At 50.8% G+C, this 18,788-nt stretch carries 7 protein-coding genes (1 of these 7 cut by a window edge); all 7 read right to left on the bottom strand.

Annotation, left to right across the window (positions count from 1 at the left end; genetic code table 11):
* Positions 1 to 9,904: part of a non-ribosomal peptide synthetase coding region (locus IEY39_RS28005; RefSeq protein ID WP_188937888.1), annotated on the bottom strand (this coding region is incomplete at its 3' end). Its footprint begins 19,671 nt before the window's first position; the window shows 9,904 of its 29,575 annotated nt.
* Positions 9,901 to 11,514, bottom strand: a complete 1,614-nt coding sequence (locus IEY39_RS28000) for an MBL fold metallo-hydrolase (protein ID WP_188937883.1) — start codon at positions 11,512 to 11,514, stop codon at positions 9,901 to 9,903. The genes IEY39_RS28000 and IEY39_RS28005, both read right to left, overlap by 4 nt.
* Positions 11,489 to 12,223 carry a thioesterase II family protein gene (locus IEY39_RS27995; RefSeq protein ID WP_188937881.1) on the bottom strand — a complete coding sequence of 245 codons (735 nt, stop codon included), beginning with the start codon at positions 12,221 to 12,223 and terminating at the stop codon, positions 11,489 to 11,491. Before IEY39_RS27995 ends, IEY39_RS28000 begins: the two co-directional genes overlap by 26 nt.
* Positions 12,186 to 13,376, bottom strand: a complete 1,191-nt coding sequence (locus IEY39_RS27990; RefSeq protein ID WP_188937879.1) for a glycosyltransferase family 4 protein — start codon at positions 13,374 to 13,376, stop codon at positions 12,186 to 12,188. Before IEY39_RS27990 ends, IEY39_RS27995 begins: the two co-directional genes overlap by 38 nt.
* Entirely contained in the window at positions 13,369 to 14,562 is a 1,194-nt protein-coding gene (locus IEY39_RS27985) for a glycosyltransferase (protein ID WP_188937877.1), read from the bottom strand. Before IEY39_RS27985 ends, IEY39_RS27990 begins: the two co-directional genes overlap by 8 nt.
* A complete protein-coding gene (gene murJ / locus IEY39_RS27980; RefSeq protein ID WP_188937876.1) occupies positions 14,519 to 15,850 on the bottom strand; it encodes a murein biosynthesis integral membrane protein MurJ in 1,332 nt (443 codons plus the stop codon). The genes IEY39_RS27985 and murJ overlap by 44 nt, the downstream gene beginning before the upstream one ends.
* The gene (locus IEY39_RS27975) at positions 15,840 to 18,788 is read right to left on the bottom strand and encodes a cyclic peptide export ABC transporter (RefSeq protein WP_188937874.1); all 2,949 of its coding nucleotides are present in this window, start codon (positions 18,786 to 18,788) and stop codon (positions 15,840 to 15,842) included. The genes murJ and IEY39_RS27975 overlap by 11 nt, the downstream gene beginning before the upstream one ends.

Genomic DNA, 18,788 nt, shown 5'->3' with positions numbered 1-18,788 from the left:
TTACCACTTCCACCGGCAAAGCCTCTCCACCAAAGATCAATAACTTCTCAGGGAGCAACAGCTCCGCTCCGCTGCTCAACGCCCGCCAGTGCGAGGGTACGATCTTCACGCAATCGATCCCCTGCTGGCTGAAATAGGCTGGGGCCAGCGAGCTGTCATTGACCACCGCTGTGGGCAGCACATGCAGCACGCCTCCCCACACCAGGGAACTATAGATCACGGTATTGCCCAGATCGGCCGACAGGGTCGAGACCAGGGCAAACGACCGGCACTGGCTGATCGTTGTGGCCTGTGATAGCCCAAACAGATAATCCATCAGGCTGCGATGCTCGATCATCACCCCCTTGGGCTGACCCGTCGATCCCGAAGTATAGATCACATAGGCCAGATGCTCCGGCCGAAGCAACCGCTCTACCCGGCCCACCGGACGTTCACCAATAAACGCGGCTTCCTCATCCAGCAGCACCACCCGAACATCTCCACTTACCGGCAGCTTCGCTGCCACCGCCCCACTGCTCACCACTACCTTCGCCTCCGTCTCTTCCAGCATATACCCCAGCCGCCCGGCCGGATACTCCGGGTCTAGCGGTACATACGCTCCTCCGGCCTTTAGTATCCCCAGTATCCCCACGATCATCTCCACCGAACGCTCCAAACACACTGGCACCAGCACTTCCTCCCGTACCCCCAACTCCCGCAGATAATGTCCCAGCTGATTGCTCCGCTCGTCCAGCTCCCCATAACTCACCCGCTCCTCCCCAAACACTACCGCGACCGCCTCGGTACGAAGCAGCGCCTGCTCTTCGATCAAGTCCACCACTGTCCTATCCATCGGGTAATCCACCCGCGTCGTATTGAACTCCTCTACCAACTGCCGCCGCTCCGCTTCGTTTAGGAGCTCCAGGCCCCCCAATCGCCCTTCCCCCTTCTCCGGTAACTGCCCGATCACCCGTTCAAAATGTCCGCTGATCTCCCGTACATATTCTTCCGCCAATAACGATGAATTATAACTGAACACGATCTTGATCTCTTTCCTGATCGTGATCAACAATAGCAATGGGAAATTCACCTGTCCCCCTGTCCCCCCCTCGCCGATCTCCAACAGCAGCCGGCGTGAAGACAGCATCTCGCTCACCGGGTAATTCTCGAAGACAAGCAGGCTGTCGAACAGATCGCCCGACAACCCGGTCCACCGCTGGATATCGCTCAATGCCGTATACTGATGCTCCCGGCTCCTGATCTGCCCCTCCTGCAGCCCCAGCAGCCACTCGCTTATCCTTTCCTCTTCCCTGACCACCACATGCAAGGGAAGTGTGTTGATGTACATCCCTACCCGACGCTCCACTTCCCTCAAACCCTCCGGACGACCTGATACCGTCACCCCATACACCACCTCCTCGCTGCCCGTATACCGGCTCAACAGATATCCCCATACCCCCTGCATCACCGTGTTCACCGTCAACCGCTGATCCTGCGCATACGCCACCACCCGATCCGTCTCCTCCTTTCCCAATCGCACCTCCCACTCCACATACTTTCCTATCCCCTTGTTCCTTTCCATCCCTCCCCGCACAAATGGCAACAGCGTCCTTTTACTTACTCCCGACATATATTTTCGCCAATAACCCTCGTCTTCCTCCTTATCCCGCCCTTCCAGGTACCGGATATACTCCTCATACCGGTCCTCCTCCTGCTCATTTGCCTCCCCTCCACTCACCAGCTCCTCATATATTGTTAAAAATTCCTCCATCAACACCTGCACCGACCACCCATCCAACAAGAGATGATGATGCGTCCATAACATCCAATACCGTTCTTCGCTCAGCCGCAACAAACCCACCCGCATCAACGGCGCCTCTCCAAAGGCAAAACCCTTCCTGCGGTCCTCCTCCTTGTACGCCGCCATCCACTCCCGCTGCTCCGCCTCACTCCTTCCCCTGTAGTCCAGCACCTCCACAGGTACCTCTACCGTCCGGTAAACGCATTGCACCGGGATCTTGAAGGCATCATGATAAAACCCGCTCCGCAAGATGCTGTGCCGCCTTACCATCTCGCCCCAGCTCCGACGGAAAATGGCTTCATCCAGGCGCAACAGCTCTCCTTCCAGCTGGATCACATACGTCCCCGCCCGTTCGTCGTACAGCCCATGGAATAACATCCCCTCCTGCAACCCGCTTAATCGGTATAACCCCACTATCTCCTTCTGCTGCTCCCCTAAAAAACGATCCAGCTCTTGATAACTCATCTCCCTTCCCAACCCATAATCCGACGGCGTATGCTCCTGCCCTTCACGGCCCCGGCAATGATCGATCAGCTCCTCCAGCTTCTTCACATACAGGCCCGACAACTCCTCTATGCTCTCCCCATCGTAATGCTTCCTGCTATAGCCCCACTGAAGTACCAGCTCTCTACCCACAACCATCCCATCGATCGATAGCTTCTCTCTCACTATCTGACGCTCGCTCATACACCGGCCACCTGATTCCCTAGCCCCCTCCATCCATCTACTCTCTCGAACCACATTATCCACCTGACCCAAATAGTTAAACACCACATCCCAACCCGTTTCCCCCTGCAACTCTTCCGCCCGAACCATATACTTGAGCACTCCATATCCCAAACCCTTATCCGGCACTCCCCGCAACTGTTCCTTCACCCCCTTCAGCACCTCTCCCAAACCCACCGCCTCTCCCCGCTCCAGCAACACCGGATACAGGCTCGTAAACCAACCTACCGTCCGGCTCGTATCTACTCCTCCACCCAGTTCCTCCCGGCCATGACCTTCTAACCCGATCACCATCCGAAGTTCTCCGCTCCACTCCCCGATCGCTAATAATAATGCACTCAGCAGCACATCGTTCACCCCCGTATGATATACTCGCGGTACCTCATGCAGCAACCAATGCGTTTGCTCCACTCCCAACCGTACCGTATGGCTACCCATCTCCCCTAACCGCACCATCCCTGTATAATCCCGATCTACCCGCAACGGCCAGTAGCTCCCCGCTACCTTCGACCAATACCCCTTCTGCTCTAATAATCTCTTGCTTCGGCTATATCCCTCCAATGCCCCATACCATTCCCGGTACGAGCTCCCCTTCACTCCAAGGCCCACCCGCTCTCCCTTCCGCATGCCCGTTAACAGCTCCTCCAAGTCTCTCAGCAATATCCGCCACGAAACCCCATCCACCACCAAATGATGGATCACTACCAGCAGCCGGTTCCGCTCCTCCCACTCCGGTGTCTGCAGCAACACCACCCGAATCAACTCCCCCTTTTCGATGTCCAAACTCTGCTGATAGCCCGGCGACCGCTCTTCGATCTCCCGGACCAGCTCTTCGGCCGTCGTTGCCCTTAGTTCCTCTACCCGCAATACCGCCCCTATGTCCCGCATCGGACCATACACCTGCTCCCAGCCCGATGCACCCCGCCGGTATTCGAACCGTAAGGCATCGTGATGACGCAACAACATCCGCAACGCCTCCCGCAGCTCATCCTCCCTCACCTCCTTGGCTATCCGCAATAATACACTCTGATCATAATGCGATACCTCTTCCGGCTCCTCTTCCAGATACCACCGCTGGATCGGCAGCAGACCGCTTATCCCTTCCAGCTCATCCCACTCCCCTGCTTCACCAGCTCCCTCATCGCTCCCCTCGGCCAGCATCGCGCATAGCTTCTCTATCGTTTGATGCGTGAACACATCCGCTACCTGCAGCCCTTTATAGCCCAACCTCCGGGCTCGGCTCACCACCTGGATCGTAATGATCGAATCACCCCCCAGCTCGAAAAAATTATCGGTTACCCCTACCTGCTCCACCCCCAGCAGCTCTGACCAGATCGCCGCCAGCTGCCGCTCTACTTCACTTCTCGGTACCACATACTCACCTCCACTCGCCTCCGGCTCTGGCAATCCCTTCCGATCCACCTTCCCATTAGCCGTTAACGGAATCGCCTCCAACTCCACCCATACCCCCGGAACCATATACTCTGGCAACCGCCGCTTCAGTTCGGCTATCATCTGCTCCTTGTCCCATCCAGCCTCTCCCACTACATAGCCCACCAGCCGCTTGTTACCTTCTTTGTTCTCTCTGGCCACCACCACCCCCTGCCGAACCTGCTCACTCTCTTGCAACACCTTCTCGATCTCTCCCAGCTCGATCCGATACCCCCGGATCTTCACCTGCTCATCCCGCCTGCCCAGGTATTCGATGTTCCCATCCGCAAGCCATCGTCCCAGGTCCCCCGTCCGGTACAACCGACCTTCTCTTCCGAATGGATCGGTCACAAACTTCTCCGCCGTCAGCTCCGGCTGGTTCAGATAGCCCCGCGCCACGCCGGCTCCGCCTACATACAATTCTCCTGGCACACCTATCGGGCAGACTTCTCCCATGACATCTAACACCCACATGCAACGATTATTCAACGGCCGACCGATCGGAATGTCACCCCTAAAGTCCATCCAATCGATCAGGTAGGTCGTGGAAAAAGTCGTATTCTCCGTCGGCCCATAGCCATTGATCAATTCCATGTCCGGATACATTGCTCTCACTCGGGTTATATGATGAGTCGATAACCGCTCTCCTCCCACCAACACTACCTTCAACCCTTCAAACACCGTTATATCAACATCCACCAACTGATTGAACCAGCTGGCAGTAAACCACATCTTCGTCACTTTTCTCTGTCTTATCTCGTTTTGCAGTAGATCCTTATCCAGCAGCTTTTCCTCTGGACACAAGATTAGCCGCCCCCCGTTCAACAACATGCCCCAATATTCGAATGTCGTCGCATCAAAAGATGGTGATCCCGTCGACAGCAGAACATCCTCCGCTCCAAAACAAACATATCCCCCTTTCTTGACCAGGCTCACAATATTCTTATGCTCCACAAGCACCCCCTTCGGCCGACCCGTCGATCCCGATGTATAGAGCACATACGCCAGATTGGCGCCGCCGGTATCCGCCTCAACCCTATCCCCCGGCTCCTCACCAATCTCCTCCCCATCTCCCTGCAGATCGATCACCTCCCGAACACCCGCTCCCAACATCAACTCCCGGCTTCGCTTTCCACTCACCACTACGATCCCCGACCCGCTGTCCTCCACCATGTACCGCACTCGCTCCTCTGGATAGGCCGGATCGATCGGCACATACGCTCCCCCCGCCTTCAGTATCCCCAGGATCCCTACGATCATCTCCACACTCCGCTCCATACAGATCGGAACCAGCATCTCCTCCCGTACTCCTCTCTTCCGTAAATACCTCCCCAGGCGGTTCGACCGTTCCTCCAGCTCTTTATAGCCCACCTCTCGCTCCTCACACACCACCGCTACCCCTCCCGGCGTACGGGCCACCTGCTCCTCGAACAACTCCACTACCGTCTTCTCCATCGGGTAATCCACCCTCGTCGCATTGAACTCCTCTACCAGCTGCCGCCGCTCCATCGCACCCAACATGCCTAACGCACTGATCTTTTGCTCCGGCTGCTCTACCACCGACCACAGCAGCTCCACATAATGACTGATCAACCGCTCGATCGTCTCCAGCTCGTACAGGTCCCGGCAATACTCCACCTCCCCCACCAGGCCCTCTTCCCCTTCGGCCAACGTCAGCGTCAGATCGTATTTGGAGGTCACGTGATCTGTCATAGTATTTCCTACTACTTCCAGTCTCCCCACTGCCAGTTCCTCTACCCTGCCCTGCTCCATGTTCTGCAACACGAACTGCACCCCGAACAGCGGGCTGCGGCTCAGGTCCCGCTCCTTCACCACCACCTCCACTACTCGCTCGAACGGCACCTCCTGGTGGTCATAGGCTTCCAGCGTCGTTTGCTTCACCCGCTGCAGCAGCTCCGCAAATCCCGGGTCGTCCCCCAGCTGGCTGCGCAGCACCAGCGTATTGACAAAAAATCCGATGAGCCCCTCCACCTCCTGCCGCGTCCGGTTGGCCACCGGTACCCCCACCAGGATATCTCCCTGCCCGCTGTAACGGTAGAGCAACACCTTGAATACCGACAGCAAGGTCATAAATAACGTCACCCCTTCCCTCCGGCTCAGCTCCTGCAATGCTTCGCTTAACCCTTTCTCCACCCGCAGCGGCACCACACTTCCACGCACACTCTGCACCGCCGGTCGCACATGGTCCGTCGGCAGCTCCAGCACCTGCCATCCTGTTAGCTGCTGCTGCCAATAGGCCAGATGCCTGTTCAGCACCTCTCCCTCCAGGTAGCGCCGCTGCCACAATGCATAATCCGCATACTGTACCGGCAGCTCCGCGAGCACCGGCTCACGCCCTTCCACATACGCGCTATACAGTTCCCGGAACTCCCGCACCAGGACCGCTCCAGACCACCCGTCGGAGGCTATGTGATGCAGTGTCACCACCAATACCTGCTCCCCCTCGCCCAGCACGATCAGCTCCGCCCGTAACTTATAGTCCGCCGACAGATCGAATGGCCTGTACACTGCCTGCCCGATATAGGCCGAAAGGTCCGCCTCCGATGACGGCCACTCTATAGTCTCCAATGTCCACCCTTCCGCCGATACGATCCGCTGATAAGCCTTTCCCTCCTGCTCGTCGATCATCGTCCGCAGCACCTCATGCCGATCCACGAGCCTCCGCAGCGTCCGGTCCAGCGCTGCCCGGTCCAGCCTCCCTCGGATACGCAGCACCACCGGCATGTGATACTGCACGCTTCCCTCCAGCCGGTCGATGAACCACAACCGCTCCTGGCTGAACGACAGGGGTATCCGTTCCGGACGCACCTGCCTTTCAAGCGGTGGCAGCCCTTCACCCCGGCTTTTGCTCTGCAATTGACGCGCTAAAGCCCCGTTCTCCGGGTACTCGAACAGCTCCTGGATCGACACCTCCAACCCCAGCCGCCGGCGGATCGCAGACACAACCCGCATCGCCAGCAGCGAATGTCCGCCCAGCTCAAAAAAATTATCGTGGATGCCTACCTGCTCTACTCCCAACAGCTCCTTCCAGATTGCCACCAGCACCCGTTCCACCTCATCCCGTGGCGCCTCATAACTCCCCCTTGCTTGATCTGGCTCCGGCAACCCCTTGCGGTCCACCTTTCCACTACTGGTCAACGGCAATGCCTTCATCTCCACCCACACCTGCGGCACCATATACTCCGGCAGCCGCTCCCGCAGCTCCGCCAGTATCTCCTCCTTGTCCCATCCATCGCCTGCCACTACATACCCCACCAGCCGCTTGTTGCCTTCCTGATCCTCCCGCGCCACAACCACCACCTGCTTCACCCCGCCGCTCTCTAACAGTACACTTTCGATCTCCCCCAGCTCGATGCGGTAGCCCCGGATCTTCACCTGCTCATCCCGCCTGCCCAGGTATTCGATGTTCCCATCCGGCAGCCACCGCCCCATGTCCCCCGTCCGGTACAGCCGCTCCCCGGCTCGCCTACTGAACACATCCGGGACAAACTGCTCTTCCGTCCATTCCGGATGCGCCAGGTATCCCCGGCTCAGCTGCACCCCGCCGATACAGATCTCCCCTATCCCCCCGATCGGAATCAGCTCCTGCTGACGCCCTACAATGTAGAGTTGCGTATTAGCCACTGGCCGCCCGATCGGGATCACCTCCGGCACCTCCGCAGGACAGCTCCAGCAGCTGACCTCTATCGAAGCCTCCGTCGGTCCATACAGGTTATGCACCTCCGCCTGCGGCAGCCGCTCCCGGCATAACCGCACCTGACCGCTCTTCAATGCCTCTCCGCTGCAAAGCACCCGACGCAACCCCAAACACTCTCCCGCCTCCACCTCTCGTAAAAACACCTCCAGCATCCCCGGCACAAAATGGATGGTGGTGATCCCCTGTTCCTCGATCACCGCCTTCAGATAACCCGGGTCCTTATGCCCTTGTGGCTCGGCAAACACCAGCCGCGCACCCGACAGCAAGGGCCACAGCAGCTCCCACACCGATACATCAAAACAATACGTCGTCTTCTGCAAGACCGCATCCTGCGGCCCGAGATTAAAATAATTCTGTGCCCACAAGAGCCGGTTGAGTAATCCCCGGTGCTCGATCATCACCCCCTTGGGACGGCCCGTCGAGCCCGACGTATAGATCACATACGCCAGATGCTCCGGCCGAAGCGACCGCTCCACCCGCCGCATCGGACGCTCACCAATATACGCTGCCTCCTCATCCAGCAGCACCACCCGCACAGCTCCGTCCACCGGCAGCGAAGTCACCAGTTCGTGGCAGCTCACCACCACCTTCGCCGCCGTCTCTTCCAGCATATACGCCAACCGCTCAGCCGGATACTCCGGATCCAGTGGCACATATGCCCCTCCGGCCTTTAAAATCCCCAGTATCGCTATGATCATCTCCACCGACCGCTCCAGGCACACCGGCACCAGCACCTCCTCCCGTACTCCCAGCTTCCGCAGGTAATGCGCCAGCTGGTTGCTTCGCTGCTCCAGTTTCCGATAGGTCACCCGCTCATCCCCATACACCACCGCGATCGCCTCCGGACTGCGAGCCGCCTGCTCCTCGATGAGGTCCACCACCGTCCTGTCCATCGGATCAGTCGTAGGCCCGCGTTCAAATTCGGCTAATAGGGCAAGCTCCTTATCCAATAACAAGGCAATATTCCCTACCCGCTGAGAAAGATTAGCGGAAAACTGCTCAAAAATGAATAGGATACGCTCGACTAATAATTCGATCTCTTCCTGCGAAAAACATTCAACCTGGAAATCGATACACAATTCCAGTGGCTGTTGCTCTCCATAATCCCGCCAACACAATTGTAATGGGTATTTCGAATACTCACTGGTAATCTCATGCGTCTCGGCTTGCAGGCCTTCCCCAAAATCCAGGTTAAAGTCCAACAGCTCATAATTTACAATAACCTCCAGCAGCTCATCTTGCCGGTTATAGTTGAGATGCCGCTTTATATCCCCTAAAAGATAATTTTGATGCCGGTAATCCTCCCGTTGCGAGGCCGCGATCCATTTTACAAGATCGATCACGCTCGATTCCGGCATATAGACTCCATAAAAAGGAAGGAATCCGGAGAACATCCCCACAATGTTCCGCAAACGCTTCGACCTTCTTTTATGAATAGGAGTCCCAAAAACAAATTCGGTCTGGTCCGTCGTTTTCCCGAAATAGATGATCAATGCAGCTATCGACAATTGCAACAAACTGCAATTGGCCGCTTTTTGCAGCGCATTGAGCCTTTTCTTGCACTCCTTCTCCAGGTGTAAGCTATATCTGCCATCCTTAAAAACAGCCGTTCGGGCAACCTGGTACTTCCTATGAATGACTTTGTCCGGCCTTTCCTTTAATTTATTTTGCCAATACAACCCTTCAACGCGATAATCATCCGAAGACTGATACTCGGCACTCCTGGCTGCCTCCTCCAAATAACTGGGATAATGAAACTCAACCGTCAATTCACAATATTTCTTCGCTATATAATGCGCCCAAACGGTAAACCCATACCCATCCGTAAGCAAATGGTGATATCTGTTGAAAAAATAATATTCCGTGTCCGAGATCTTTATCAAATAAAGCTCGAAAAGGACACGCTCACGATCTACTTCAAAGGCCACATTGAACCGGGCTTGCATCCATCTTGCGGCGACACCAGCCGCATCGGCTTCCCCGCTGAAGTCCAATTCCCTCACCTCGTAGGGTACCCCCTGTTCATTGAGATAGCAAACGGGCTCAGTATCGCCAAATTCAAATTGAAGATTAAAAACATCGAACACCTCCGGGACCGATCTCACTACCTCCTTAAGCCAGTCTATATCCAATTTCCCAACCAGTCTAATGTAACCACCCACATTATAATAAGGGCTTCCGGGGTCGATGAGCTGATCTAAATAAACATCTTTTTGTGCCGGATGCAAAGGATAAGGTTTCTTTATCATAAAACATCCTCCATCTTTTCATACAACAATTCTTTTTCTCCGTATAAACGCTCGGCGATCAGTCCCCTTTCGCGGCAAATTTTCACCAGCTTGTTCGATTGGACTATCGGGTTGGACTCATCGGTATATTTGATGCTGCTGATGAACTCTACCCAGGGCTCCTGCCCCATGGCATAGACATATACTTCTTTTGGCGAAAAGGCATCCACCAGGGACATACCCTTGACGCAATCCGAACCGGCCAAACGTCTGCTGCCATCCTGATCCCTGGGCAATTTCTTAGGCATCAACGGACCGTACAACCAGGACAAGGGAGCGCCGTCACATTCCATTCCCAGGAACAGCACGTCAATATTGCCGATCTCCCGTTGAATAAGCCGATATAGCTGGGGCTCCAGGATCCTCGAATCGGCCAAAAACAGCAATTGGAATTTCCCGATCTGAACAAGATAACAGGACTTGGTTAGTATGTTCAGATCGCTGTGCTCGCCCGTGAAAGGAAGCCCGGTAATAACGGCGTCCGAAAACTTTATAGTTTCCATTTCATCTATGGAGATCACATTATTGAACCCTATACTATTGAACATCATTTTCAGATCGGGATCCTGCAACTTTCCGCTGCAAGTCCTGGGTACAATAAAGTTCCTTACCTTATGCCGCAGCGGCAGCAAGGTTTCGAAAAGAATGTGATCCTGATGGTTATGGGTGATCAACACGTAGTCGATGACATCGGGCAGATCGGCATCCGAAAAATGCTCGACATCCGAATGATACCCATAGTAGCTTATCAACGGATCCACCAGGATGCTTATGTCTTTCGTTTCAACCAGGATACACGCATGCCCGAAATACCGCATCCGGATCTTGTCGCCGGAATATTTCTCGTACGGAGCGGGCGGTTCGTCTGTAAAAAAAGTATCAAAAAGCGGTTCCTGCTTCGTCGAGATGCCCAGCAGCGTTTTTATATAGGACAACGGCTGCGGCGCCCTTTTCATCTTAGCCAGCTCATCTATACCCGGATGATCGAATGCAAAGTCCAGCTGAAGGACATCCTTCTCCTCCAACCGGGGAGTGCTCAGACAAAATGGCCGATGATCATTATTCGTCAACCACAAGGCAATGCTTTGCGCATCTTTATTATAGTATTCGCTTTTATATAGCAGCGGTTCAAAAAATCGGAGATCGGCGTGGTTGTTTCGATCGTAATACAGCTCCACATAACCCTTTAGCAGCTCGGGCACCTTTTCATAAAGCGGCTCCAGCCCGAAACCTTTGGCTTCGGTTTGAAGAAGCTTATCCAGATCTTTGATCGCCTTCGCAAATTGAATCAATTTGGCATTCCGACTCCTGGTCCTTTCCAGCAAAGCCTTCACTTCGTCGGTCCTGCCCCCGCCGAAATCCATAAAAGGACCACCCCGCATTTTCGGATTAAGAACGGCTTGCGCATGAATATCCGGAGCGGAAAGATAGGACTCCATAATATTAATATGTCTGTCCACCAGGTTCATAGCAGCCGTAGCCGGGGAGATCAGATGACTCCATGCATACCACCTGTCGAATAGCGGCTCTACTACGACATTCGGTTTAAGATATTTTTCTGACTGATTCATGTCTTATGAATTTTTGGTTATTGGATAGCTTCTCCACAATTATTTTTAGAATTGTCTCTGCATGATCGAAAATAAAGAAGTGTCTCCCCGGCAGCCGCCTGAAATCAACGCTGAGCCTGGTCTCTTTTTGCCATAATTCTATATCGGCCAATTCCATATTTTCTTCGGTTCCCGTAAGAACAGTAAAGGGTATATCCAATGGCTCGCCCTCTTCGTAGAGATAAGTTTCGCTGGCTTTGAAATCAGATCGGAGAATGGGTTCAAAATGCGCGAGTAATTCAACATCATTGAGGAGCTCGTCCGGACAGCCATCCAGATCTTTTATCTCTTTCAAAAAATCCTCTTTATTAAGTAAATGCCTTTTATCTTCTATCCTCGATGGCGCCGATGGACCCTCGGTGCCCGTAACGAAAATATGCACCGGTGGCCTTTCGTTTTCAATGACTATCTTTCTTGCAAGCAGGCAGGCTATGAGCCCCCCCATACTGTGACCATAAAGGGCATATGGCTCCCCGCTCAGCTTGCCGCTCAATTGCATAAAAAGATCCTTCACCAGTTGATTTACATCGGCAACAAGCGGCTCACTCGACCTACCCCCCCTGCCTGGATATTCCAAACAGATCATCTGCAGGTTCCGCGGGGCCTTGATCTCATATTCACGATAAGAATATTTACTCCCGCCCGCAAACGGTAGGCAAAAGAGTTTCATACGCTCCATTAGAGAAGAGTTGCAAATAGGCCTTTTCGTGTGACCTTACAAATTTTTGAAATGTGAAAAGCCTACTAACCCGCTGATGTCCTTTCTCCCCCATCCGCTGTCTTAAGGCCTGATCCTGGATCAATTGTCCTATCCTTTTGGCGATTAACGAATAGTCTTTCCTGGTGACCAGGAATCCATTCTCTCTTTCCTGTATAAGATCGGAATAACCAAGATCCGTTGCAACAACCGGTTTCCTAAACCACATGGCTTCCAGCAGTACATATGGAAGCCCTTCCCACAAGGAAGTACTCACATAAATGTCAATGACGGAATAAATTTCAGCGATCTCCGCATAATATCCGGTGATAATAATTTTGTCCGTCATACCCAGGAAGTCGATGGTATCCTGGAGGTATTCGCGTAATTCCCCCTCGCCAACTATTAAAAAGACCGCCTCCGGGAAACGTGCAATCGTGTCTTTTGCAGCATATATATACGTTAACCAGTCCTTTTGTTCCACCAGCCTGCCGACGGCGCCAACCACCAGAGCGTTTTCTTGTAAACCCATTGCTCTTTTCAAGATCTCTTTTCGCCGGCAGCTTTTATACTCTTCGAAGTCGATGGCATTATTAATGTTTAACAATTTCTCCGAACCCGCTATATTATAGTTCATCGCTGCGTCCCTTTCATTGTTCGAAACGACAATATGATCGGTGATAGCTCCCATCCACCTTTCGATAGCGGAATAAACCGCTCTTTTAATCCCCGATTTGCCCTGAAAATAAAAGCAATGGGGCGTATAGAATATGGCCGGCACCCTCGCCATCCAGGCTGCCACTCTAAATAACACGCCGGCCTTCGAACTATGAGCGTGAACGATGTCATACTGATTCTGTACCAGGTGGCTGAATATTGCCCAAAAAGAAACAATGTCTTTCCCGAAATGAATGTTTCTTTCCATTGGAATGACGATAACGCGGATCTTCGATCTTCTCATTTGCATGATATGCCGGTAAGCATATTCGGTAGAACGCCGCGTCGAAAGAATAACCGTGATCTCGAAGATCGTCTGGTCGAGGTTGGTAGCGAGATAAGTCAAATGCTTTAATGCACCGGAATCTGCGGCCTCCAGCCCATATAAAATATGAATTTTCTTACGCACCCTGTCTATTTGAAGTAAAGATCTCCACCATGCGATCTGTAGTGGTATGTATACTGAACTCTGCTTTCACCTTCCTCCTGCCATTCCTGGCGATTTTATGGCACAATTCTTCCTCCGATATAAGTCTTACAATGGCATCTCGGATGGCTTCAGGAGATTTTTCCGGTACCAGCAGACCGGTAAATTCATGCACCACTAATTCAGGGATGGCAGAAACAGCGGTAGTGATCACGGGGACCCCAACGGCCATTGCTTCCACCAACACATTGGGAAGTCCATCCCTGTCTCCATCATCCGCTACGATAGCAGGAAGAACAAATATGTCTGCAGACAAATAAAATGGTTTGACAGCAGATTGCAGTAACATCCCTTGTAAATGGATATTGCAGCGAAGGCCGTTCATATCTATGTATTTTTCGATCTCTCTGCGCAAGGGCCCCTCCCCGACAATCGAACACTCTATGGTTAGCCCCGTGTCTCGCAACATCTTTATGGCTTCCAACAGAAAGAAAATGCCTTTTTTTCCCACCAGGCGGCATACCGTTAATATCCTCACTTTATCGTGACGGGAAGGCCCGGAACCTTGCTTTTTCTCTGGCCATTTGGCCAGATCAATACCATGATAGAGATGAAATATCTTACCAAGGCCATCCCCCTGAGCAATCTGTTGTAAATAAAGTCTGTTATAACTCGTACAGGTAATAAAAAAGCGAGCTTTGTTAATCTTCACCCTAAGGCCTTCTTTATTCCCGGTGAAGATATCACGGGAATGTGCACTGCAGCTAAATCCAATCCCCGAAAGTTCGGACATGATCATCGCTATGTCGGCGGGAATTGAACAGAAATGTGCATGAATATGTTCAACCGGCATTTTTCTGAGGAGAAATAGAAAATAGCCTCCTGTTAAAAAGACCCTTAACTGCCTCAGTTTAGTGATTTTTTTAATCATGCCGACATACCTTTTCCTCACTGTACGCATAAGATAGAGGTGTGCCATAAACGTGCCTACGGAAAAACAACCTTGTTCATATAAGACGCCCGCAATCTCATGCCCGGTGATCTTGTTGTTTTTCCGCATCGCCAATACCTGTATAGTAAAGCCTCTCTTGACCAGCTCGACGATCTCGTTCAAAATAAAATATTCAGATGCGGAGGGGAATTCGTCCAGGATATAGGCAACTAACATTAATATATCTTTTTAATTGCGACAAAAGGGCGATGACCTTAGTACCTTTTGATAACGTCAGTGCAAGCGCTATACCGGCATAGCCGATAGTACTGGTGAAAATATAGCAAAGAAGAATATTTTCGATCACCGTTACCACTCCCCAAAATATGGGTGTACGGGTATTGGAGTTGGCGAAATAGAAAATGACCAGAATAGTTTCCAGGGAAAAAAATACCATACCGATCGAATAGTACGCCAGGGGAGTAGCAGTGAGCTTTACAGCGGCATTATCGAATGCCCCCCTCTTAAAGATCAGTTCCACGATCTCCCGGCTAAAAAGAAAAGAAAGAAGCGACAGGGGAAGATAGATCAATGTAATATAGCCAAGGGCCCGGGCTAATAAGCGAGTCAACTTTTCTTTTTCCTTAGCAACTGACAATTCCACGAAATACGGGAATACTACCACACTTAAAGTATATGATATGATGAGAATAGGCAGGTCAATCACTTTTTTGGAATAACTCAATGCGGAAATGGCGCCTTCCTGCATATACGATGCGAATACATTCTCTGCAAGGGTATTGATCTGGGAAAAAGAAACCCCCAAAAGTAGCGGCCATGAAAGTCGCCAGATATTCTTGCTATAGACTGGGTCCACAAAGCCCGCTCTAAATGACAATTTTCGGTGAAGAAGTGAAAATTGTATCGATAGCTTACTCACCGCCCCAATGATGACACCAACAACTGCTGCATAAATCCCCAGATATTTGTATAAAAAGACCAGGCAGAGCAAGGTCAATCCCTTAAAAGCCAGATCGGCTGATGCCGGCAGCACAAATTTCTTCATACCATTCAGCGTGATATTGGTGAGCGCGGATAGGGAAAGAAAGATACATGCAGGAAAGGCGATTTGAATTAGCCTGACGGCCAGTTGCCGTTTACCGTTCGCAAATCCAGGTGCAACCAGGCTGATCACAGCCCCGGGATAAAAGTAAACAAGAAGAGAAAGCAACATCGTAATGAGTATTATCCCCCTGCTGTACCTGTTGAAAAGGCCCCAGGCGCTCCGTTCGTCTTTCTCCCCTATCGCATTTATGAATACGTTCAGAAATGCAGGTTCTATAATCTCCCGGGAAAAAATAAAGACCCCGGTTATCACGGTGATCACAACATTATAAACGTCTATTCGGTAATCTGTCCCAAAAAAATAGGCCAGGACGAGTTTTTCGCCATATCCAAGCAACTTTGCGCCAATGGTAACAACTCCAATTGCAATAGAAGCCCGCAGAATTGGATTATGTGGCATGAATACAGTATTCTTCCAATTTCCCTTGATTCATTTTCACCACTCTGTCTGCTACATCAAAATAATGATCATCGTGGGTGATGGCAATTATGATCTTACCACTGCTTTTCATTTCAGGAAGCAGCGTCCTGTAGAAGAACTTACGATACTCTGGATCCTGATCCGCCGCCCATTCGTCAAATAAATAGATCGGGGAATCTTCCAGGTAACACAAAAGCAAAGCCAATCTTTTTCGTTGTCCGCCCGACAACTGAATGGTACTGAATGTTCCGTTATTCAGCACCTGAACTTTCTCCTTTATATCTAATAAGTCCAGATACCTTGAGATCTCAGCTGTTTTTCCCCGGGTATCGATATTGTAGAGCTTTTCAAACAGATAGACCGGGTTAAATGCTGCCGAAAAATATTCCCCAAGCCGGGAAGAATGTTCTTCCACAGCATCAATATATATTTTCCCTTCTGCAGGTTCGTAAAGGCCGGTCAATAATTTAGCCAGGGTTGTTTTACCGCTGCCGTTCCCGCCAATGATAAACAGAACCTCTCCGCTGCTGACTTCAAGGTCGATCGGTCCGATCTCAAAAGGATGCTCACCCTCATATCGAAACCGGAGGTTTTCCGTTCGGAGGCTGTGAACTTTTTGAGGCTTTAAAGGGATCCTGTCAGTATCCGTGTCATCATTTGCGGGAATTTCCTTTAGGAATTGCCGAACCCGGTTCCAGGCAATTCTAAGGCGCATAGCCGTAGGTATTGATCCTAGAATGGCATTAACGGGTCCTATCAGGTACAATAATATAACGATAAATAAAGAGATGGCATAGAGAGGAATATCTGGAAATAAGACGGGGAAGGCAAACGCAACCGTGGCAAGTATAGCAATCAAAACAATCTCCCCCACCAGTGAAGCATTAATGTATAGGATCGATGCAGTAGACATCTTCATCCGATATTCATTCGCGCTTGCTGCTACATCTTCCTTATACAGGTACTTTTTCTTTATATGCAAGCTTATTTCCTTATAGCCATCTATCAGGCCGTTGACCAAACGGACAAATACCGTTCGGCTGTTCCTGGCATCTTCAAAATATCGACGGGTGCTTCGGCTTACAAAATAATAAACAGATGTCAATACACTCACCAAAAGCAGGATAAGCAGTGTGGCCCAAAAAGCAATGGTGGTCAAATAAAGTACGGCAGCTATCGCAGTGAATACATTGGTGACCAACATGATAAACATATTTGTCGATTCGCCGATCGTTCCTACATCGTCGTTAAAAGCAGTATAGATCCGCCCACTGTCCATTTTTTCAAATCGCTGATAAGATGTCTTAAAAATTCTCTCCATAAGCTGGAGCCTCAGATCGAAGATCAGATCTCGCGTGATTTTGACGAGTTTTACCTGAACGAATCTTCGGCCGGTGAGATAAATAAAAAGGGTAAACCCAAAATAAAAAAGAATAAATTTAACCTCCATATCTGTTTTTAGGGCAGTAGTTATTAGCAATAGGAGAATCATATTTGCCACCCCGGAGATCGCGCTTATCAAAACCAGCTTGGGAAAAGCCCCTTTATATTTATTTGTATCAGGGAAATACAAGGTCAGAAAATAGGAAATATAACTAACTATAATAGCGGTGCATATCAACAGGATCATTACATAAAAACTCTGCGGCATCCAGACCCGGGCAGCACGCCAGCTAAATCCAGCTATGGCATTCGGGAGTTGATAAAGTCCGTAGAAAAAAGGGATAAGCATCCCTACCATTAGTATCGCTTCTCTTGCATTTGACGAACTAATTCTCTCACCTGGTCTTTTCCCCCTGATTACTTCCGAAACGATATAAACAATAAAAGAAAAAACGATCAGAATATAAGTCCCAAGGATCAAGCAAGCAGTTGAATATATCCGGTCATTGTTGTCATTCCAGATCCGCTCCTTATCCACTTTTTTCCCTGATAACAGGTTCAAAATATTCCGCCCTATAATGGTTGTATAAGCACTATTGGAGTTTGCCAGAACCGCAACACCCAGTTTTTTAACTGGATTAAATCCAATAAAAGCACTAAAATTGGGATTTCGGCCATCGTGGAATATCAAATTATCTCCATTTAATGAGGTATACCAGCCGGAAGCATAGGATACATTGTTTACCGGAGCAACCGCCTCATCCCGTTTATGCGTTTGATTCATCTGATACCTGAGCCACTTAGCCATATCCATGGCATTTGTTATTAAATAATCAGCCGGGTTGTCGCCCCGATATATGGGTGCGTCATATCTTCTTGGCTTAAAGAACCCTATTTTATACCCTTCTGACATCAGGCGCTTGTCAATGGGCGTCCCCAGAGAGGTATAGTTGAGTTGGAGAGGTGTGAGAATTTGCCGCTGTAAGTAGCTCTCGAATGACTGCCTGGTCACTTTTTCCACCACCAAAGCAAGAACATCATAATTTATCGTGGCATATTCAAATTGCTCTCCGGGTAAGCGATGCAATTCAATTCCGACCATCGTTTTAACAGTTTTTTCAAGGGCGTTCGGGTCATTTGTGGCAGGAATTTTAGCGATAGTATTCCAGGGAATGCCACTGGTTTGATTCAGCAGCTGCCTGATATAGATGTCTGCTTTATCTTTTTTATAATAAACATTGAACCAGGGAATATAGGCCGATACTTTTTCATCCAGATTGATAAGCCCCTCATCCGCCAGTTTGAGGATAGCCAACGCAACAAAAGCCTTACTGCACGAACCTATTTCAAATAGTGTGTTCTGAGTGACCGGGGTTTTCTTTTCATCATCGTAATATCCATAATTCTTAATTAAAACTTTGTCCTGATTAATGGTCACTAATGACAATCCAGGGATCTCCCCCTTTCGCAGAACCGATGAGACTTCATTTTCAACGTCATTTTGAAACGAAAAAGCATCTGAATAGTGAAACAA

The sequence above is a fragment of the Puia dinghuensis genome (assembly GCF_014642875.1).
Lineage (GTDB): Bacteria > Bacteroidota > Bacteroidia > Chitinophagales > Chitinophagaceae > Puia > Puia dinghuensis.
The sequence above is the reverse complement of the archived record's forward strand: the minus strand, read 5'-3'. Positions and strand labels throughout refer to the sequence as shown.

Excerpts from the sequence above, each read along its gene's own strand:
- IEY39_RS27985 (WP_188937877.1), bottom strand. The coding sequence starts at position 14,562 with ATGTTAGTTGCCTATATCCTGGACGAATTCCCCTCCGCATCTGAATAT.
- IEY39_RS27995 (WP_188937881.1), bottom strand. The coding sequence starts at position 12,223 with ATGAAACTCTTTTGCCTACCGTTTGCGGGCGGGAGTAAATATTCTTAT.
- IEY39_RS28000 (WP_188937883.1), bottom strand. The coding sequence starts at position 11,514 with ATGAATCAGTCAGAAAAATATCTTAAACCGAATGTCGTAGTAGAGCCG.
- murJ (WP_188937876.1), bottom strand. The coding sequence starts at position 15,850 with ATGCCACATAATCCAATTCTGCGGGCTTCTATTGCAATTGGAGTTGTT.